Genomic DNA, 20,431 nt, shown 5'->3' with positions numbered 1-20,431 from the left:
AGGCTCTGATGAGCCTCTTCTTTTTGCCTTGATCTTTACCTTACATGGGAAACCTGTAGATAAAAATGTAATAACTCTTTCAATGGTAGTGGCTTAGAATAAAAATAGCCCTGATGTTGATACACCCCTTTAGCCGCTAAATAATCTACCTGTTCTTGGGTTTCCACGCCTTCGGCAATCATCTCCATATTCGACTCGTGTCCAAAGGCAATAATGGCATCAAGTACAGCTCCCTTAAGATCTTTTGTACCAATGGTATCGATAAACATCTTATCAATTTTGATACTATTAATTCCAAGTCGCTGTAAATAGCTAAAACCGCCAAAACCCGTACCAAAGTCATCCAGTTTAAAGTCATGGCACAATGGTAAAACGGCTTTTATTTCAGCTAAGGCTAGCTCAAATTGAGTGATAGGTTTGCGCTCCGTCAGCTCAAATGCAATCCGCTTAACCATGGGATCTCGGTTTAAAGAGAACCATTGACTCAGCAAGCCAGACTCTAAGTGCTGCGCAACAATATTGATGCTTACCCAGCCTTTTAGTTGAGCTAAATCGCGATACACCTGATCTAGCAATAAATCGGTGATCGGTAATATGAGCCCCGAATCCTCAGCATAGGGAATAAATTGATTGGGCTGAACTAATACACCATCAAATCGACGCCAACGTACCAGCATCTCCTGCCCAACAACTTCGCCTGAACGGCAATCGATAATGGGCTGATAATAGGGAATAAATTCTTTTCGACTCATTCCTTTTTGCAGCAACATACCAAGCGACACTCGGGCAGATTGCCAGTTCCAATAAAAAATCACAGCTAAAAATGCTGCAATTAACGCTGCAATAAAGAGTACGACACCAATGCGATAAGCTTCTTGCCAGTAGAGATCATCACCCGCCTTTAAGGTTAAGGTGACATCTAACGTTTTAATATAACGAGATTTCTTGATAATGCTGTGGTTTTCATCAAGATTTTCTGTCCCCCTAACCATGGGGGAAAGCCCTTGATAACTGATGAGTAATTGATAACAACCGTGGCAAAGGTTAGATAGGGTTTCGTTATAAACAGAGCTATTAGTCAGCACGACTAACTTCTGCTCACCTAAATGAAAAGCATAGGCAAGACTACGAGCACGATCGGTGGCCGCGACCGTTGTCGCAATATCGACCTGTTGTGTGCCAAAAAATAAACTTCGAGATCGATCAAGATGGTAATTGACTGGCGGACCGATATTGGAGCATTTTTTACCATCGGCAAGTTCTAGCTGAATAAAACGAACAATTGCTGGACTCAAGGATTGACTATTGAGTAACGCAATATCATCTTCATTGCAGGTAAAAGATAATTTAGCAAATGCCCGTTCAATATTTTTTTGCTTAAAATCATCAACACCATTTGCAAAAGTAAGTGTTATTTCATCAAAATCACGATTAAACCTTTTTTCTATGCTATAGGCCGTCAACCAAGGATAAATTGTACTCGCTAAAAGTATTGGTAAAAGAAAGATTAAGCATGAATGTAACCAAGGATTAAAGCACCAGCGAGGAAAACTCCATTTCATCTATACTACTCTCTTACTTATGTTTGGGTGCACTTGCTTATGACACTTTAGGAATACTATGCTAAAAAGCCTTTCAAAACTGTGCAATAAAACAAGTTCACCATGATATAAGTAACTTTTGAAAATACTTATACAAAACAAAATACTGTTAGCTGCCACAACTTTATCAAATCTGAATGAACAACCATTAATGCTTTAGCTATTTCAGCCGCTATACTTTATTAACGTTAGGTTGCTAGCGGAATTTAAAGGAATAGAATATGCGTTCAACACTTAAAACTCGCCTACTTTTTAGTAGTCTCTTAGCCGTATTCATCACTGTTGCAGTACTGGTTAGTATTTCAAGCTACGTCATTAGAAATCATGCTATAGGCAATACCCAAGGCGAGATTGATCAACTAGCGAATACTTTTGCCGAAGGTATTGGACTGTGGATGAAAGATAGAAAAACAGCCATTACAAGCCTTAAAAAGACCATAGAGGCTGACCCGAGTGTGCAAATTACCCCTTATTTGTTACAAGCACATAATGCAATGGGGTTTGCACTCACCTATTTTGGTGATGAGCAAGGCAACATGTACCGCCAAGATCCAGCGCTCAATACCGCAAACTATGACCCACGTGTCCGCCCTTGGTATATGGATGCCAAAGCCGCTAATAGCATGGTTATGACAGCTCCCTATGTCAGCGCCACCCTTAAAAAACAAGTTGTGACTATCGCTGAGCCAGTGATGGTTGCGGGCCAACTCTTCGGTGTCGCCGCGGCAAACCTTACCATTGACCAACTCACCGATGCGGTACAGCGGCTCGAAGTCCCCGGTAATGGCTACACCCTGATGGTAGACAACACAGGACTAATTATTAGTCACCCAAATAGTAAGTTAAATAATCAACAACTTACTACTATTGACTCTGATTTTACCCCCACCTGGCTATCACAACGCGCCAATGCCAATACTATGGAAGAGCGTGAATTAGATGGTGAGACTCAGTTAGTCTATGTAGCGAACGTTCCGTCGACCGACTGGGCGTTAATATTTGTGATGAACAAACAAGAAATCATGTCGCAAGCGACTACGCTCGCTTGGTGGATGTCCGCCGTAGGCGCTGGGTTACTGGTAATGTTTGGTTTAGTATTAGTCGCAATCTTCAAAATGCAATTCAAAGACTTAGAACGAGTTGCTTTGGCACTAAATGATATCGCAGAGGGCGATGGCGATCTGACGGTGAGAATTCACACCGCAAACAGCCATGATGAAATTGGGATCTTAGCCTCAGGTTTTAACCGCTTTGTCGAACGTCTACACGGCATGATTTCAAGAATGCACAATATTGCGGGCCAACTTGAATACCAAGCTAAGGGCAGCAGTGCGTCTGCGGCAGATAACAGCCAACGCATTGCGGTTCAGCAGGATGAAGTGACCATGGTCGCCACCGCAGTGACCGAAATGGCCAGCGCCACAGAAGAGATTGCCAGCAACGCCGAACATACAGCGCAAACAGCGCAAAATGCCGTGAGCCTCTCGAATCATGGTCAAAAACAAGTGATGCAAAGTCAGCAATCTATTCGTAACTTAGCAAATGAGGTTGATACCGCAGGACGTATTATCAGCGAGCTGAATGAGCACTCACAAAAAATTAATAGCATTCTATTAACGATCAGTGGGATTGCAGAACAAACCAACTTGCTTGCGTTAAACGCAGCCATTGAAGCCGCTCGAGCGGGTGAACAAGGTCGTGGTTTCGCCGTGGTTGCCGATGAAGTTCGCGTATTATCGCAACGCACTCACTCATCAACCCAAGAAATTCAGGCAATGATTGAAACCTTGCAACAAACAGCTGGCAAAGCCGTAAAATCCATGACTCAAAGCCATGATATGGCAGAAACGAGTGTGGCTGATGCCAACTCAGCCAGCGAGAGCCTGCTGCAGATAAGCAAAGCAATTAATGAGATATCTGATATGGCAAGCCAAATTGCAACGGCCGCAGAGGAACAAACCTCTGTTACTAGCGAAATTAATCGCAATACCGAATCAATTCGTGAAGTCTCAGAAAACCTCTCTATTGAGGCCCAAAGTGCGATGGTGCAGTCACAGGAGTTGGCTCACTTAGCCGCCTCACTGCAACAGGAAGTATCACGTTTTAAACTATAAATACACTTGTTGCATTGATATAAACACCCGCTGTAGCGATTTTCGTTACAGCGGGTTTTAGTTAGAGTCTTAACACTGGCCTATAAGTGCTTTCCCTTCAAACCTTGATACCCCAACTCAATACGATTACCACCATTCTTTTTAGCCTTATACATGGCAGCATCGGCGCAGGAAATAAGTTGCTGTTCATCTTTGCCATGCTCAGGATACAAAGCGACACCAATACTTGGAAAAATATGAATTTGCTGCTCTACAAGCTCAAAAGGCTGATTCAATATATCCAGCACTTTTTGAGCAACGAGCAAGGTATTGTGTGCAGAATCAACTCGCTCCAGTAAGATAACAAATTCATCGCCACCAAAACGCGCGACCGTATCAGAAACTCTCACGCAGCTAAGAAGCCGCTGCGCGGTAATTTGTAACAACAAATCTCCCACACTATGTCCGTAGGTATCGTTAACCCATTTAAATTTATCTAAGTCTAAATAAAGTAAAGAGAAATAACTCGAATCTCGATGCGCTCGAGATAAAGCCTTTTGAAACCTATCGTAAAATAACTCTCTGTTGGGTAGATGAGTCAACTGGTCGTAGAGTGCTATCTGCTCTAAGCGAGCCAACATTTGACGACGTTCGATGGCGAACGCAATTTGAGTCGAGACAAACTCCACCAATTCACAATCTTGTGTAGTATAGCTTCTCGAACCTGGGTTGCTATGCATTATCAACGCGCCAATCACCCCTTTGTGCAATCTCAACGGCACGCCGAGCCAGCAATCTTTAAAAGTTACTGCTAATGGCGATGAAAGCGTGTTCGACATGGGACAAAAGAGTAAGGATTGTCCCGTTTGAATGATCTGCTCAGCAAAATAATTAGCATTACTGATATATGCGATATTTTGATCGGACACCGATAACTGGTAAGGAAAATCTAATTGATTTGAATCTTGGTCATAAAGCGCGATAGCAAAATTTTCTGCGGGTAAAAGTTTTGCAATGATCTGGTGGATATGACTATAGAGGGATAACAAATCCTCGGCCACATGAACCGCCTCAGAAATCTCGTATAACGCGGCTTGCCGACGCTCAGCATTTTTATTTTTGGTAATATCGCGAGCCACCGCAACGCGTTGTTGATATTCATCAGACCAGCGGGCTGACCACAGAATATCCACTATGCTGCCATCTTTGCGTATATAACGATTTTCAAAATCGATTTTATAGTGATCTGTCATAATTTCATTGGCCGCAGCAAGCGTACGTTCACGGTCTTCTGGTAAAACCAAATCCAACATCTGCATACCAATCATTTCATCTGGCGTGTAACCAAAAATACGTTCAGCACCCGCACTCACAAATTCAAATCGCCCCGATTTATCCACCACACAGATGGCATCTAATAGCAAATCAATAAAGCGACCAAGTGAAGTATAACCTTCGTTTTTCACACGACTCTCCCACCACGCCTGCAGACAAAACGAGAATAGCTAACTGACTATTGCAGCTAAGCTTTGCATCCCTGTATAGAACCAACGCGCGAATACTCGATGATTAAGGTTAATAGTACATAATATCATACTATTAGAGTAGGGTAATTAGCATGGCAGTTCCACTATTACAACATTCCATACATAAAGCCGGATTGGACATTAGCTTAACCCAATAACAGCATCCGCAAGATGCTTAGTATTTGACTGAGATAAAACTCTTTGAGCACAATAGCCAATTCAAATTTAGTTGATTATATCTGGAGTTATTTTGACGGCGCTTAAGTCACCTTCACACCAAGCGAATCATTTTCGCCTAGGGCTTGCAATGTGGTCTCATCAGCATTGGCAAAGCAGTGTTTATGGTGTAACAACTAAGCAAGCCGATCGCCTTGCCCGCTACGCAACCATTTTTAACACTGTAGAAGGTAATACCAGTTTTTACGCCACGCCAAATACACAAACAGTGATGAACTGGCACAGCGCAACACCAGATGACTTTCGCTTTACCTTTAAACTACCGCAGCTCATCACCCATCAAAGACAGCTGCAACATTGTCAGCAGGAACTAATGGAATTCTTTCGGGTGATGTCGCCCTTGGCTGAAAAAACTGGGCTATGGAAGATCCAACTTCCCGCCTACTTTGGCCCGGAGCAACTAACAACCTTGGCGCATTTTTTAGAAATGCTTCCCCAAGGCTTGACCTATGGCGTTGAAGTACGGCATTTAGCCTTTTTTGCGAAGGGAGAGGCTGAGCGAGCACTAAACCGCTTGCTGATGGGTAAACAGGTAAATCGCATCATTATGGACAGTCGGCCCTTGTTTGCCCTACCGCCCGCTAGCGAAGCAATTATTGATGCCCATAAGAAAAAACCACAATTGCCCGTACATGCTATCGCAACTGCAAATGCGCCAGTGGTTCGCTTTATCGGACAAACCGATGGTACTATCGAAGCCTTAGCCGCCAATAACGATAAGTTACAGATCAAAAACAACGATAGCTTTTTCAACAATTGGTTACAGCAACTTCCCCTCTGGATTAAAGAAGGTCGAGAACCCTATCTTTTTATCCATACACCCGACAATCAAACGGCTCCAGAGCTCGCAGTTCGTTTATATCAGCAGTTACAGCAGCAAATCGCCGCTGAGATTTGCTTACCAACAATCAAGTTACACACACCACCATTGGCAGATCCTACCGCGCAAATGCAACTCTCTTGGTAAGAGGCTGCATATCAACTTCAGCTTAGCCCCAAATTGAGTTAGCGAGAATAAAGACCAATGCCGACAAGAACATCGTAATAGGCAGCGTGAGTACCCATGCCAATAGAATTTGCTTAATGGTTTGGCTTTGCAGCCCAGAGCGATTAGCAACCATAGTACCCGCAACCGCCGAAGATAGAATATGCGTAGTTGAAACTGGCATACCCGTAACGCTGGCAATCCCGATCGAAGCCGCAGCCGTCACCTGCGCAGCAATACCTTGGCTATAGGTCATTCCAGACGAGCCTATTTTTTCTCCCACGGTATAAACAATTCGCCGCCAGCCCACAAGCGTGCCACAACCCAAGGCAGTCGCAATCGCCACGATCACCCAAAGCGGCGCGTATTCGGTCGATTTAGTCAAATCCTTACGCCATTTAGCTAAAGAGCTTAACTCCTTGGCTGGTAAGTCTAATTTAGACACTTTACGAGCGGTATCATCGATACACAGCAACAACCTACGCACTTCACGGCGCTCTTCTACCGTCATATCTTGAAAACTATTCGCCCTATCCAAACGGCGATCAAGCAACGACATCGCGGGTAACACGGTCTGTGCCGAACAATGGCTCAACAGCTCATCACTCGCCTCAAGCTGCGCTTTTACATCAACTAAATCGCTAATTATCGCTTGATTGCGGCTATAGATAGCCATAATCCGCCGGTTTGCATCCTGCGTCCTTGCCAAATCATAGGACTGGCTGCTCATATCGAGGGCAAAATACGCTGGGGCCATACAGATAAGCACCAGCATCACTAAACCTATGCCTTTCTGCCCATCATTCGAGCCGTGGGCAAAACTCACCCCCATGGCCGAAGCTATCAGGCTGACGCGCGCCCAAAATGGTGGATGGCGTTTACCATTAATCTGAAATTGTTCATCGGGCGTACGGTGGATCTTGTGCTTTTGCCACATGAACTTCATCAGCAATAGCAGTGCTCCAGCCAGCACAAAACCAAGGGTGGGCGAAATAATCAGGGATAACATGATTTGCGTGGCTTTAGTGAGATTAATGCCATGCAATATAGGCTGGTGATGTATCCAAGCAAATGCGCCACCAACCCCCATAATCGAACCAATTAAGGTGTGGGAGCTAGAAGCTGGAATACCAAAGTACCAAGTACCTAAGTTCCAGATAATGGCGGAAAATAACAGTGAAAACACCATTAACAGCCCTGGAGTGGAGTCCATCCCCAACAAGGAGTCAACGGGAAGAAGATGTACTATGGCATAGGCTACGCCAAGTCCGCCAAGTAACACTCCCGCAAAGTTAAAAAGGGCTGATGAAACCACCGCTAAATTTGCAGGCATAGCTTTGGTATAGATCACCGTCGCAACAGCATTGGCGGTATCGTGGAAGCCATTGATAAATTCGTAGGCCAACACAAATAACACTGCCAGCACTAAAGCCACCGACCAACCAAAGCCGATAGAGGTAAATATCTCAAACATAAATCGCGAACCTATGACGAGGACGCCACAGATTACGCCCAAGGTTGGGTATTTGACAGTGAAAAATTATTTAGATTTTCAAAAAGTGAATTAGTGCTCAATAACTTTGAATCCAACTTGCAATTAACAAATCGCTTGATGCAAAAACGCCAGCACTGAGGCTGGCGTTTTGATTCACCCATATAGCTTACTGTAGATGACCTGCGTTATGCAGTTCACGTTCGTTCATCGGCGGTGGTGTCCATTGGTACATCCACGTTTCAGACAAAGGTTGACCATCTACTTCTAAGTAAACTCTTAGGTTAATCGGCTCAACGCTATCCTCTGGCGGCACGAGGTCAAACATAGCGCGGTAACCATTGATCGCATGTTGTGGGCGAGCAGAGTCGATTTCCACACGGCCTTGTGAAGTTGAAATAACCGCTTTCACTTGAGTATCTTTACCCAGCATTGGTAAAGAACCACCAGCAAAATCAATCACGAAGCGCTTGCTATAGTACTTACGCTTTTGACCAACTACGCCACCAATACCAGTAAAGGTATCCACTACGCGGGCACGGGGTGACTGCACAGGTGGAGTACCGCCCCAGTACATGTTGTAGCTATAGAGCAACTCTTGGCCTGGTTGAATGGGCTCTGCAGGATTCCAGAAAGCCACGATATTGTCGAAGGTTTCGTCCAGTGTTGGAATTTCAACTAACTGCACCGAACCTTTACCCCAATTACCTGTTGGTTCAATCCACAGACTTGGGCGCTTCTCGTAGAATACGCCGTCATCTTGGTAGTGGTCGAAATTACGGTCGCGCTGCATTAACCCAAAGCCCTTTGGATTCTCATCGCTATAGGCGTTGAATCTCAAGTTACTTGGATTGCCCAGAGGGCGCCAAATCCATTCACCGTTCCCCGTATGCATGGCAAGTCCATCTGAATCGTGGATCTCTTGACGCCAGTCGTAACCTGTACGGCGATCATTCTCACCGACCATGAACATACTTGTCAGTGGTGCAACGCCTAAACGTTCGATAGCCTTACGCGGATAAATCGCCGCATCAACCTTCATCTTCAAACGCTCACCCGGCTCGATATCAAAACGGTAAGCCCCGGTCACGCTTGGCGAATCTAACAGTGCATACACAGTCGCAATATTAGAACCTGGTTGCGGCTTCTCTAACCAAAAACGGGTAAACATCGGAAATTCTTCAGGCTTAGGCAACGCAGTATCAACCGCCAAACCACGGGCAGAAAGACCATATTGCATTTCCTGACCGACCGCGCGGAAATAGCTTGCGCCCAAGAAGGCGACCACGTCACGTTGCCAGTCAGTGTTGAACTGCATTCTAAAGCCTGCAAAACCTAAATCTTTAGGAAGCTGGCTACCCTTTACCTTCGACTTACCGTAATCGAACATAGAAGGAGAATATTCAATCAGTTTAGCCTTGCCATTTTCCAATTGGTAAATGTGCACTGGTGTATCGAAATACAGGCCTAAGTGGAACAACTCGGCGCGAAACTCCGAATCATCCTCATGCCACAGTGCGGCTTTTTTCTTGAAATGGAATTGCTGGTAATCATCCCAGCTCATGCCCTGTAAGCTTTTTGGTAACTCACCCTTGTGGCTTACATAGGACTCTGTCGCCAGCGTATGGGCATAGCCTTTTAACCAAGCGTAGCTAAACTCTTCTTCCTGCGGCGCACTGGCTTTACCCGCTGCACAAGCAGATAAGCTTAACAACACACTACAGGTGAGCAGTACGCTGCCAACCATCCGTTGTAAGCGGCTACGAGTAGACTGAGCTTCTACCGATGGCATCACCATCGGCTCAGGATTTAAATGTCTTTGTTCGGGAAATAAATTGGGTTGCATAAGCAGACTCTGAATTGGTGTAACTTCCTGACACTTCTCTGCAAAAGTAAGCATTATTGCAGTGACTGCCCTGTGGAGAACTGTTGATGACAGTGATAACAATAACTCTATCTTCATCAGTTCGCCAGAATCTAACATAATTTCGACGCAATGGAATATGTCACAGTGACAATATTCAATACTGACGCCAGTTTATGAAAATAGTATTAAAAAGGGCTGCAAAATGCAGCCCTTTATGGTCATAAAGCCAATTAAGTTATAACTTTGTATCTATTACTGTTTTGCGTTTGTTATTAGCAATAATCAAGGCGATTAAACACACCACACCCACGGCGATGCCCACTGGTTGACTCAGGGATTGAGGTAAACCTAAACCAATACCTGCGGTAACAATGTAAGACACTGTCACACAAGTGCCCGCAATCGCAGGCAAGCTTACTATCCAGTGAAAACTGCCTCTATCGAATAGATATTTTGTCGCCAACCATAGCACACTGGTCGATAGCAGCATGTTTGAGAAAGCAAAATAACGCCAGATCAAGGAGAAGTCGATCTTGGTCATAAAGTAAGCGATGGTCAGAATAGGCGCCGCTACCAGCAAACGGTTACGCATACTCTGAGGGATATTAAAGGCGTCGATAATGGTTAGACGCAGCGATCTGAACGCGGTATCCCCCGAGGTAATCGGAAATACAGCGACCGCAATAATTGCCATCACGCCGCCTAATACCCCAAGATAGCTCGTAGCCACTTGGTTAACCACTAAGCCAGGGCCGCCTTGGTCTAGTAAGCTCTTAAGCTCAACATATCCGCCCGGGAAGGCCGCAATCCCCGCAGTCGCCCATACACAAGCCACCACACCTTCAGCCACCATAGCGCCGTAGTAAACTGGGCGAACGTATTTCTCGTTTGTCAGGCAACGTGCCATGATAGGTGCTTGAGTTGAATGAAAACCACTAATAGCACCACAGGTAATAGTCACAAACAGTAATGGCCAAATCGGTAAACCATCGGGGTTAGGTTCCAATAACTCATTGTTGTAATGGCTGTGGTTGAAGTACGCGAACACATCGCCCATTTCGGGTAACTGCGGTGCATTGATGAGGAGAGCCACTGCAATCGAAGTGGTCATCACGATCATTAATAGGCCAAACGCGGGGTACAGCTTAGTGATGATCTTATCGATTGGCAGCATAGTGGCTAAGAAGTAATAGGCCAAAATCACTAATACCCAGAAGGTGTTATTGCCAAAAATAGTATCTTTAAAATAATCGAGATTACTGAGTAGTCCTGCAGGGCTCATGATAAACACCACGCCCACGAAAAAGAGTAACATCGCAGTAAACAGCAGCATCACGCCTTTAAAATAGATATTAAAATAGTGACCTGCGATTTCAGGCAGACTCTTTCCATCTTCTTTTATGCTTAACACCCCAGAGAAATAATCGTGCACCGCGCCGCCGATAATGTTGCCTAACACAATCCAGAGTAAGGCCACTGGACCATATAAAGCCCCTAGAATAGGGCCAAAAATCGGCCCGACACCGGCAACGTTTAAAAATTGGATTAAAAACGCTTTAGCTGGGTGGACGGGTACATAGTCCACGCCATCTTCGAATCTTGCTTGGGGTGTTTGCGCTTTAGGATCAATCCCAGCTTGGCGTTCAACAAACGGACTATAAAACTTGTATGCCAGCACTAAGAGCGCAAGACATAAGAAGAAAATTAACATTATTTAACTATCCATACTTTAGTAGAAGGTGATTAACTAGAGAGTTTCATTGAGTTAGCCAATGAGATCAAGCCATCACATACTAGACTAAAGTCGGGTTGATAAATCTAAATTTACGATAAGACTCGCTTATCTAAATAGATTTTTCAAATAATTTGTCTGTAAAAAATAAATCCAATCTTCTCTATAAGTGTTTCAGCTATTGGCGGTATAGCTTGTTTAAGCCTTAACTCAGCACAAATTCAAATAATGGCGCCGTATCATCTTCCTCTTGAATGAGTCTGTCCGTCTTTACAAATCCATGGCGCAGCAACACCCGCTGGGATGCAACATTATGCAGTGCCACATGGGCAAAGAGCGGCCTTGAGATCACTAACGGTAAAAATGTGCTCAAGGTTAAGGTTGCGACCCCGCGCCCCCAAAATGCACGGTCAATCCAGTAGCCAATCATCGCCTGACCATCCCTATGCCAATGACCGATATTGCCAACCAGCAAGCCATCGACTTCTATCCCCCGTGCCAGTACCGACGCCTGTCCGAGGATATTTTGCTGCCAGTGAAGGTAAAACGCCTCACGGTCCCGCGAGGGGAACTGCGCCAATTGGGATGCAATCGGATCCTGCTGATGGGTAAAGATCAACTCCAGATCATCTTGTTCTATGGGTCTCAATGTCACATTCGATACGCGTGTTTGCTTATCCATCCTATATCTCTATTCAATTTCATCATCATGACATCTCGACATTCGCCGTCAGCTAAAAAAATGGGCGCATAACCCAAGCAGAGGTTAGCGCCCTAAGAGGCAAAACAACATCATTTAAACAAACAAAATCACAATTAAGGTGGGGAGGGTTAACGCAACCCAGCAAATCACTAACTCACACTAACTGAAGATCACGGCAAATACGGGCGCGCCCAGCACCATCGCAATCCCGATAAAAATCATGGTCAAACTGGCAATGACGCCCTCTTGCTGGCCTAACTCACTGGCTTTGGCGGCGCCCGCACCGTGGGCTGAAGCGCCCAAGGCCACGCCTTTACCTAAAGAGGTGCGAATATGCATCAACTTGAACAGCGGCTCGCACACTAACATGCCGATAATACCGGTGATGAGCACCATCATGGCGGTCAGTTCTGGCACACCGCCAAAGGCGCTTGTGGCCTCCATCGCAAAGGGCGTAGAGACCGAACGCACCAACAAACTCTTTGCAAGCTCCACAGGTAGAGGCACAAATTTGACTAATAGCCAGCTCGACACCATGCCCAGCAACAGTCCAGCCATCACGCCAAGGGCAATGGTCAGCGGATATTGGCGAATGAGTTTACGCTCCCGATAAATCGGCAAGGCAAATGCGATTGTCGCCGGAGCAAGCATCGCCATTAACCAATGGGTGTATTCAAAATAAGTCGGCAGTGGAATATCGAGATTAAACACCAAGAGCGTGATCACTACAGGCGCAAGTACAATCGGCGCTAACCACCATACCCGGTGGCGCTTATACAAACGCTTCGCCGCAAAATAACAAAATAGTGTTAATAACAAGCTGATAAGTGCCAATCCCGTCTGCGAAAACACTAACTCAGAGACAACCGCAGGACTTAAGCTAACGCTCGACATTACACGGCCTTAGCATGGCGACGCGCATGCTTTTTGATATTGAGCTGACGCTCGAAGCGAAACACTCTATCAACCACAAATCCCGTACCCACCATCACGCATACACTGCCCATCACTAAGGTGAAGAGGATATTCAACCCATATTGCTCAAACAGGCCTTCGTACTTGATAACTGAGATCACTGGCGGAATAAAAAACAGCAGCAGCTCACCGATAAGCCAAGCCGCGCCGAGCTGCACGGCATTTTCAGGAATTAACTTAGTCGCTAACAAAATCAGCAACAGACCTAAACCTAATACACTACCAGGCACTGGTGAATGCGCCCAAGAGGCAAACCAATGGCAGGCAAAAGACAATAAACAAAAGAGGCCAATTTGAGTTAACAATACAGCCCCATGACGGCATCGACGTATTGCGGCTTGTAGGAAAGACATGCGGTTTCTCGATTTACACCAAAAGTTACTATGGGATTATTTTAGGCTTGCCTATTAAATAAAAAAAATGAATATTAAGCATGTAATCCATGAATTTTAAGAATGCATTATAGGGGCGAGAATGGATCTCAAAGTGCTGCGCTATTTTATCGAGATCATCGATGCTGGCGGTTTTGGTAAAGCCAGTGAAAAGGTTCATCTCACCCAACCCGCCCTCTCCAAGGCGCTGCGCCAATTAGAGGAAGAACTCGATCTCGTGCTACTCGAGCGCGGCAAACGTGGCACTCAGGTCAAACTCACCCAAGCAGGAGAAGTGGTTTATCGCCATGGTAAGGAGTTATTAGCCGGACGCCAACGTATGCTGGCCGAACTCAGTGCCCAGCGCAGTTTGACTGCGGGTGAATTAAAACTCGGCCTCGCGCCGCTCGGCAGTGCTGAGATTTTTGCCCCAATCATTGCCAAGTATCGCCAGCAGTATCCACAAATAGAGATGCACTTATTAGTCCGCGGTGGCGTTGAACAAACGCTCGCAATTCAAAAGGGCGAAATCGAACTAGCCACTGGCATAATCGACCTTGATGATGGCTATGACGGCATTCGAGTGTTTAACGATCCTATGGTGGTAGTGCTGCCCAAGGAGAATCCCCTTACCTCGCGACCAATGCTGTCGATCCACGACTTAGTCGATGAGCCACAAGTGATGTTTGAGACTGAATACACCCTGCATCAATTGGTGCTCAACGCCTGTCAGCAAGCCGGATTCTCACCTCAAAATATCACCCGTGTTAGCCAAGCAGACTTTGGTATCGCACTGGTGGCTGCGGGAACTGGCGTGATGATACTGCCGCGCTCAATCGCGCGGCGTTATAGTGTGGCGGGGGTGGTCAATATTCCACTGGCGAGTGACGAATTGCGCTGGGAGTTATCGCTATTTTGGCGCAAAGAACAAGTATTGTCCTTTGCGGCACTGGCGATGATCGCGTTAGTTAAAAAGCACTTAACGCAAAAATAACCTTCTACCAAGGTACGACTAAGCTAAAACGCACTAAGGTATCGTTATCCCAAGGCAGAATAGGCAAGTAGTCGGGTGAGTGCACACTCTCCTTGGCATAGTGGTCAAGGTTGTATTCGGTATACTCCACATACAGTAACCACTGGCTCCCCTTCTCCCAGTAATCCGTATCGTAACTCATGCTGAAGCGATATTGATTTTCAAGCCATTGGTCGCCATCGTTCCAAGTTTGCGCAGCTAAGTTCACGTTTAATTTGGGCGTTAAATCAACACCAACGCTACCCATTACAGTGTAAGCAAACTCACTATTACCAAAATCGCCTCTATCGTAACCTCGGGTGCGGGGCACGTCATCGTCGATCTCCAAAAAGTAATAGCCCGCACCCGCCTTAAGCTGAGCTTGGGTTTGTTGGCCTTGATAATTGGCTGTTAGTCCTGGAAAAAACTTCGCCTGCTTCTCCACTGAACTCACAGTATTACGCTTGCCCTGCAAATCCACTTGCCAACCTAAGGATAACTGCGGGGAAAAACGATAAAGCTCTCCAATCGCGGCATATTCCGATTTAAACCACATCGGAATATGGTCAGGATCCAGCTTATCTCTATCAATATCGATAAACATATCCAGCACCGCAGACAGATAAATATCCGATGCAGTGGTATGTTCAATAATGATATTGCCATTGGCCCCAAAGGTATGCGAATTTTCTTGTTCGACAATAAAATCATGAATGCCCATAGTGTAATGCCATTGGGTTGATTCCTCTGCATAAACAGAGGTTGCTAAACTTAAAAGCAACGCTACAGGCGCCAAAATTTGGTATTTCACATAGTGCTCCATCAATTGCGATTTAAAACTGCCGATTAGATGATTTAAGTTTAATTTAATCAATTTTGCATCATTTGTATCTGAGATAGTTCATAAAAATCCAGCCTATTCACTAAAGTGAATAAAAATTAGCTCACCTCATCACTTTGAAGCGCTAAATTGCTATTCACGGTCACCCTAAACAATTTCACAACCTATTAAAAAACTATTGATATCAAACACCACAATCATAATAAATATGGTGTCGTTATTTAAACTGCCAGTGTAATAATGAATTTTTAATCACAAATAAAGCATAATTATTGACACGAATACGCAATCCTCCTATAGTCGCCACATTGCCAGTTATCCAAAAGAGAGTATTAAATGAAAAAATCCATGTTATTAGGCGGCCTAGCCCTCAGTGCCACCTTGTTGTTAGCTGGATGTGGGAAAAGCAACGATGTTTTAGTGGTAGGAACCAATGCGGCCTTCCCGCCCTTTGAATACGTTGGCGGACAAAGTGGCGATGAAATCAAAGGTTTCGACATTGAGCTTGCCAAACAAATCGCTAAAGATGCCGGCAAAACGCTTAAAGTCGAAAACATGAAATTCGATTCACTGATCGTCGCGCTAAACTCAGGCAAGATTGATTTTATTGCCTCGGGCATGACCATCACACCAGAGCGCCAGGCCAGCGTTAACTTTTCGGAGCCCTACTATGAGGCAACTCAAGTGCTGCTCGTCAATAAAGATAACGACACAATTCATACCCTTGATGACATTAAAGACAAACACTTTGCGGTGCAGCTCGGCTCAACCGCCGATATGATGTCTAAAAAATACACCCAAAATGTCACTGCTTTTAACACAGGCTTCGAAGCCATCATGGAGCTGAAGAATGGTAAAGTCGACTTAGTGCTATTCGATAGCGAGCCTGCGGCGAACTATCTGGCGAAAAACCCCGATCTCAAACTGATCAAGCTAGATTTCCCCGCTGAGTTTTATGGTTTTGCGGTGTCAAAACAGCAGCCTGAACTCCTCACTAGCATTAATAACACGCTGAAAAACTTGAAAGAAAGCGGCCAATATCAGACGCTCGTTTCAGCCCATATCAAGTGATCCCTATGTTAGAAGCAATCAATACTTCGCTGTTTAGTCCCATTGGTGACGACGGCATGATAGGCATACTGCTGATCTTAAACGGCTTAAAAGTCACCTTGATTGTGACCTTCTTCGCCATGTTATTAGGCGCAGTATTAGGCGTGGGCACCACACTGATGAAGATGTCATCAAAGTGGTATATCCGCTTTCCCGCCGAACTTTATGTTGGCGTTATCCGCGGCACGCCTGTGGTGGTGCAGTTAGTGATCCTTTACTTCATCGTGCTGGCCGCATTCGATGTCGATAAAATTACCGCCGCCATTATCGCCTTTGGTTTAAACAGTGGCGCTTATATCTCTGAGATTATTCGCGCAGGGATCCAAGCCGTCGATAAAGGTCAAACCGAAGCAGCACGCTCGCTTGGACTATCGCAAGCCATGACCATGAAACTGATTATTCTGCCGCAGGCGATTAAGAATATTCTGCCCGCGTTAGGCAATGAGTTTATCGTGCTACTCAAAGAAACCGCCGTAATTGGCTTTATTGGCGGTGTGGATTTAATGCGGGCGGGCGAGATTATCCGTAGTCGTACCTTTGAAGACAGTATCCCACTCTTTACCTGTGCGCTGATTTACCTGTTCCTGACCTACAGCTTCACATTTATGCTGTCGAAATTCGAAAAGAGGTTGAAGCAAAGTGATTAACATAACCAACCTACACAAAAGTTACGGCGATAATGCGGTCCTTAAGGGCATCAACGAACATATTCGCCAAGGCGAAGTGGTGAGTGTGATCGGCCCCAGCGGCAGCGGTAAAAGCACCTTTTTACGTTGCATCAACCTGTTAGAAAAACCCACCCAAGGGGATATTGAAATCGAAGGGCAATCCATTACCGCCAAGGATGCCTGTGTCGATAAATTGCGGCAAAAAGTGGGCATGGTGTTCCAAAACTTCAACCTATTCCCCCATAAAACCGTATTACAAAACATTACCTTAGCACCTGTGAGCCTAAAGTTAATGACCCAAGCCGAAGCCGATAACAAGGCGCTGGCGCTGCTTACTCAAGTGGGCTTGCAGGATAAAGCCAATGCCTATCCTTCCAGTCTCTCGGGCGGACAAAAGCAAAGGGTTGCCATTGCCCGCGCACTAGCGATGGAGCCGGATCTCATGCTATTCGACGAGCCCACCTCAGCACTCGACCCCGAAATGGTTGGCGATGTACTGGATGTGATGAAGGACTTAGCGCAAAAAGGCATGACCATGGTAATTGTGACCCACGAAATGGGCTTTGCACGCGATGTTTCCGACAGAGTCATCTTTATGGATGGCGGCTATGTAGTGGAGTCCAATATCCCCGAGGAATTATTCACCCGCCCCAAAGAAGCCAGAACCCAAAGCTTTTTAAGTAAGGTATTGAGGTCATAAAGACTTATACAACATTGAAAGGTGAACAATGGTATTTGCGCGATGATACGCCACACGCTTTAAGACACTTAAAGCTAGAGCTGATTGTTGGATGAGTCATGGCATTCACTCAACGACACGCAGCGTGTCCATCCGTGGATGCTCGACCGCCCCGTCTGATGTGAATGGATTCACGAATGCCGCGATGGCATGGATGCCAAAGAGCGGCCTTGGGGCGGACGGTCGTCTCGCTAATCACCATGACTCACCCTTTTAGCATCGGTGTAGCTTGTAGGTTTTAAAGAAACACACAGCATGCTTTGGGACAAAATCGTGATAGCCCCTTTGCTCTAACTCGTCAGTTTCGGATTAAAATTTCTATAAATTAACGCCCGCGTAATGGCTTTTTTGGAGCGCTAGCGGAAAACAAGTCTCGATTGACGCGATTGTTAAGTGCGATCTATGCATAATTTATTTAAGAAGTTCTGTTAGCCTTTCATATGATTCGCGCATTTTTTCAACAAGTGACGGGTAGATTTCCATGAGGCCAGAGTTTGCACCAAGGCCTAGGCGACTAATTACAAAATCTAGTTTTTCTTGCTCACTCTGTTTAGAGCCAATATGAGAATAAACTACCCGTAAATCATAGAGAATATAGAAAGGTGACATCAAAGTAGGTATATCTTCACCAGAACAGCTAAGCTCAATCGTTTTTTGCAATAGCTTAATACTACCAAGTTTTTTGGGATCTCCACCTAATTGCGAAATCACATCGCCCAACGCTTCCTTATCAAACGACTCAAGGTATATCTTATTAAGCGTATCCGCTACGTGTCTTCGTTCTTTTTCAGTGTCCACAACAGGTGTGTTAAAAGACACTGAAAGATCAAACACCTCACTATCTAGGTGAGCTATTTTTATACCAAATTTATTGAAGCAGGCTTCCAGAAACGTTGAGCGACTTTTAAATAATGCATCTTCTTTAGATAAGTCGGTAAAAATACATTCGATTTGCCCATCGTAAAATTCTGAACCTATAGAGTGATCGGATGCGATATTTTCAGAGCGGAGATAATATTGTTCAGCATCTGGAAGGCGAGCAATATCGCCCAACCACATAACAACCTTACCGTTTTTATTAATGCCAAATGGCATTGAGAAATCATCACCTCTCCGTATCTTTCCATATGTGGTTGAAGCAAAGCTCAATCGATAAGTTGGGGATGAATCATATTTTAAAAGTACTTCTCGATTAAAAAATACTGGAGTAAGAAAACCTTCATCCCATGGCCGCTTAAGTCCAGGAATATATTTATAGTCGTCTGAATCGTAAATGAATGGAACAACACCAAAACCGAAATCTTGGTTTGTTTTATTACGTGTAACAGTCACCTTGTTACTAGATTTTTTAAATGCCTGCTCATGCAAATTGATCACTGCGAACTTAGAATCATCAGGAAATAAGCTTTTTTCACATGATCCGCAGTAGAGCATCGGAAGCCCCTTTATTTCAATATCCACACCTGTAACAAGTTCATGGAAATCAGAAAAAACAAGATCTAAATGACCTTTGCATGCATCACAATGAAGCCTCTGAATATGCCCTTGTTCGGGAAAGAAATCGGTAATTTCCAAACTCACTCCTTAAGCACTTAACGTCTTAGTATTTATGCACTGCGCTGTTTGCGGGACATAAATCGCTTGTTCAAATATGGCCGCAGCCATATTCATGTCAATTGGTATAAATGATGCTATAGGAATTTGCTTTTTTGCGGTAGCGGTTTTTATAGTGATTGATGGGTAATTACTTGATATCGTTTTACCTTTCTCGTTTTTTCACGCTTATTTTTTGTTGATGAATCACTATGCCACTACAAGACTGTACAAACATCTGTCAATTACTTCTTTGGGGCTACACACTCTAAAGCAGTCTCAGGAACATTGGCTCATTGACATTACATTCCTGTACGCTTTTCACAGGTATTGAAGTTCTGTGGAGAGCAAAATGTCACCGGTGTATAAATTATTTCTTGATACTTTTGTTTGGTGACAATTTTATAAAGCGTCAAAATTGCCTGCCTGCCCATTTCATAGGGATTTTGACCGACATTGATATGCGCAAGATTATCCTTCAACATCATTAATTGCTCTGGAGAGGTGTCAGTAATAATAACGACGACCTCCTTGTTGCTAATTTTTCCTTGGTATGGGGCAATCATCTCACGGTAAAGCGCTGCACTGAAGAATCCCCTGATGATTTACAAATAAATCATCAAATTAGGGTGGAAGCGCATCTTGTTGCATGATCAAATGGTTTCGCCAAAAACTACACTTGGACAACAAGATGCGCGAAGCCAATATCCTACAACATTCTTTACACCAATACTGCCCAGAACTTCACCTAAAACGATTAAACAGCTTGATGCTGGCCTCTAAGGCACTGATTGAATGTAAGACACTGACCTTGACTGAGTTAGGTCGAAATTTACCAACCACGGCCCGAACCAAGCACAACATCAAGCGCATTGATCGTTTGCTC

16 protein-coding genes and 2 pseudogenes are annotated in these 20,431 nt (G+C 44.8%); 7 read left to right on the top strand and 11 right to left on the bottom strand.

The window, feature by feature from the left end; genetic code table 11:
- Positions 1-35: 35 nt before the first annotated feature.
- Entirely contained in the window at positions 36-1,562 is a 1,527-nt protein-coding gene (locus AEA42_RS01950) for an EAL domain-containing protein (protein ID WP_055646804.1), read from the bottom strand.
- A gap of 260 nt (positions 1,563-1,822) precedes the next feature.
- Here AEA42_RS01950 and AEA42_RS01945 point away from each other — a divergent pair, with 260 nt between their 5' ends.
- Positions 1,823-3,715 (top strand): methyl-accepting chemotaxis protein, encoded by a 1,893-nt coding sequence (locus AEA42_RS01945; protein ID WP_047535423.1) that lies wholly within the window; start codon positions 1,823-1,825, stop codon positions 3,713-3,715.
- Between the two features lie 80 nt (positions 3,716-3,795).
- Here the strand turns inward: AEA42_RS01945 and AEA42_RS01940 are convergent, their stop codons facing one another.
- The gene (locus AEA42_RS01940; RefSeq protein ID WP_055646803.1) at positions 3,796-5,160 is read right to left on the bottom strand and encodes a diguanylate cyclase; all 1,365 of its coding nucleotides are present in this window, start codon (positions 5,158-5,160) and stop codon (positions 3,796-3,798) included.
- 367 nt (positions 5,161-5,527) lie between these two features.
- Between AEA42_RS01940 and AEA42_RS01935 the strand changes: the two genes are divergently transcribed.
- Complete coding sequence (locus AEA42_RS01935; protein ID WP_055646802.1) at positions 5,528-6,424, top strand: DUF72 domain-containing protein; 897 nt, start codon at positions 5,528-5,530, stop codon at positions 6,422-6,424.
- Between the two features lie 22 nt (positions 6,425-6,446).
- On the opposite strand, the gene AEA42_RS01930 is transcribed toward AEA42_RS01935, so the two are convergent.
- The 6 genes from AEA42_RS01930 to AEA42_RS01905 all read right to left on the bottom strand — a co-directional run bounded on the left by AEA42_RS01930 (position 6,447) and on the right by AEA42_RS01905 (position 13,564).
- Positions 6,447-7,916, bottom strand: a complete 1,470-nt coding sequence (locus tag AEA42_RS01930; RefSeq protein ID WP_055646801.1) for an inorganic phosphate transporter — start codon at positions 7,914-7,916, stop codon at positions 6,447-6,449.
- A 187-nt stretch (positions 7,917-8,103) separates the two neighbouring features.
- Complete coding sequence (locus AEA42_RS01925) at positions 8,104-9,780, bottom strand: glucan biosynthesis protein D (protein ID WP_037414921.1); 1,677 nt, start codon at positions 9,778-9,780, stop codon at positions 8,104-8,106.
- Positions 9,781-10,036: 256 nt separating this feature from the next.
- Entirely contained in the window at positions 10,037-11,512 is a 1,476-nt protein-coding gene (locus AEA42_RS01920) for a carbon starvation CstA family protein (RefSeq protein ID WP_047535412.1), read from the bottom strand.
- 226 nt (positions 11,513-11,738) lie between these two features.
- On the bottom strand, positions 11,739-12,215 hold the full coding sequence (locus AEA42_RS01915) for a GNAT family N-acetyltransferase (protein WP_055646800.1): 477 nt from the start codon (positions 12,213-12,215) through the stop codon (positions 11,739-11,741).
- A gap of 180 nt (positions 12,216-12,395) precedes the next feature.
- Positions 12,396-13,130 carry an LrgB family protein gene (locus tag AEA42_RS01910; RefSeq protein WP_055646799.1) on the bottom strand — a complete coding sequence of 245 codons (735 nt, stop codon included), beginning with the start codon at positions 13,128-13,130 and terminating at the stop codon, positions 12,396-12,398.
- Positions 13,130-13,564: a CidA/LrgA family protein gene (locus tag AEA42_RS01905; protein WP_055646798.1), complete on the bottom strand. Its 435-nt coding sequence runs from the start codon at positions 13,562-13,564 to the stop codon at positions 13,130-13,132. Before AEA42_RS01905 ends, AEA42_RS01910 begins: the two co-directional genes overlap by 1 nt.
- A 121-nt stretch (positions 13,565-13,685) precedes the next feature.
- On the opposite strand from AEA42_RS01905, the gene AEA42_RS01900 reads away from it, so the two are divergent.
- Positions 13,686-14,576 carry a LysR family transcriptional regulator gene (locus tag AEA42_RS01900; protein WP_055646797.1) on the top strand — a complete coding sequence of 297 codons (891 nt, stop codon included), beginning with the start codon at positions 13,686-13,688 and terminating at the stop codon, positions 14,574-14,576.
- 4 nt (positions 14,577-14,580) lie between these two features.
- On the opposite strand, the gene AEA42_RS01895 is transcribed toward AEA42_RS01900, so the two are convergent.
- Positions 14,581-15,405 carry a hypothetical protein gene (locus AEA42_RS01895; protein ID WP_082389598.1) on the bottom strand — a complete coding sequence of 275 codons (825 nt, stop codon included), beginning with the start codon at positions 15,403-15,405 and terminating at the stop codon, positions 14,581-14,583.
- Positions 15,406-15,771: 366 nt separating this feature from the next.
- Between AEA42_RS01895 and AEA42_RS01890 the strand changes: the two genes are divergently transcribed.
- From AEA42_RS01890 to AEA42_RS01880, 3 genes are read left to right on the top strand one after another with little or no spacing between them, the layout of a single operon-like run.
- Positions 15,772-16,506: a basic amino acid ABC transporter substrate-binding protein gene (locus tag AEA42_RS01890; RefSeq protein WP_037414939.1), complete on the top strand. Its 735-nt coding sequence runs from the start codon at positions 15,772-15,774 to the stop codon at positions 16,504-16,506.
- Positions 16,507-16,511: 5 nt separating this feature from the next.
- Positions 16,512-17,192 carry an amino acid ABC transporter permease gene (locus tag AEA42_RS01885; RefSeq protein ID WP_037414942.1) on the top strand — a complete coding sequence of 227 codons (681 nt, stop codon included), beginning with the start codon at positions 16,512-16,514 and terminating at the stop codon, positions 17,190-17,192.
- Positions 17,185-17,913, top strand: coding sequence for an amino acid ABC transporter ATP-binding protein (locus tag AEA42_RS01880; protein WP_055646796.1), 729 nt, complete (start codon positions 17,185-17,187; stop codon positions 17,911-17,913). Before AEA42_RS01885 ends, AEA42_RS01880 begins: the two co-directional genes overlap by 8 nt.
- 450 nt (positions 17,914-18,363) lie before the next feature.
- Here the strand turns inward: AEA42_RS01880 and AEA42_RS01875 are convergent, their stop codons facing one another.
- On the bottom strand, positions 18,364-19,533 hold the full coding sequence (locus AEA42_RS01875) for a YgiT-type zinc finger protein (RefSeq protein ID WP_226871854.1): 1,170 nt from the start codon (positions 19,531-19,533) through the stop codon (positions 18,364-18,366).
- 314 nt (positions 19,534-19,847) lie between these two features.
- Positions 19,848-20,126 (bottom strand): annotated as a pseudogene (locus tag AEA42_RS01870) (sugar ABC transporter substrate-binding protein); the annotation flags it as partial.
- A 110-nt stretch (positions 20,127-20,236) separates the two neighbouring features.
- On the opposite strand from AEA42_RS01870, the pseudogene AEA42_RS01865 reads away from it, so the two are divergent.
- Positions 20,237-20,431, top strand: a pseudogene (locus AEA42_RS01865) (IS4 family transposase); the annotation flags it as partial.

The organism is Shewanella sp. Sh95, assembly GCF_001308045.1.
In the GTDB taxonomy this organism is placed as follows: Bacteria; Pseudomonadota; Gammaproteobacteria; order Enterobacterales; family Shewanellaceae; genus Shewanella; species Shewanella xiamenensis.
This window is presented reverse-complemented; position numbering and strand designations above follow the sequence as displayed.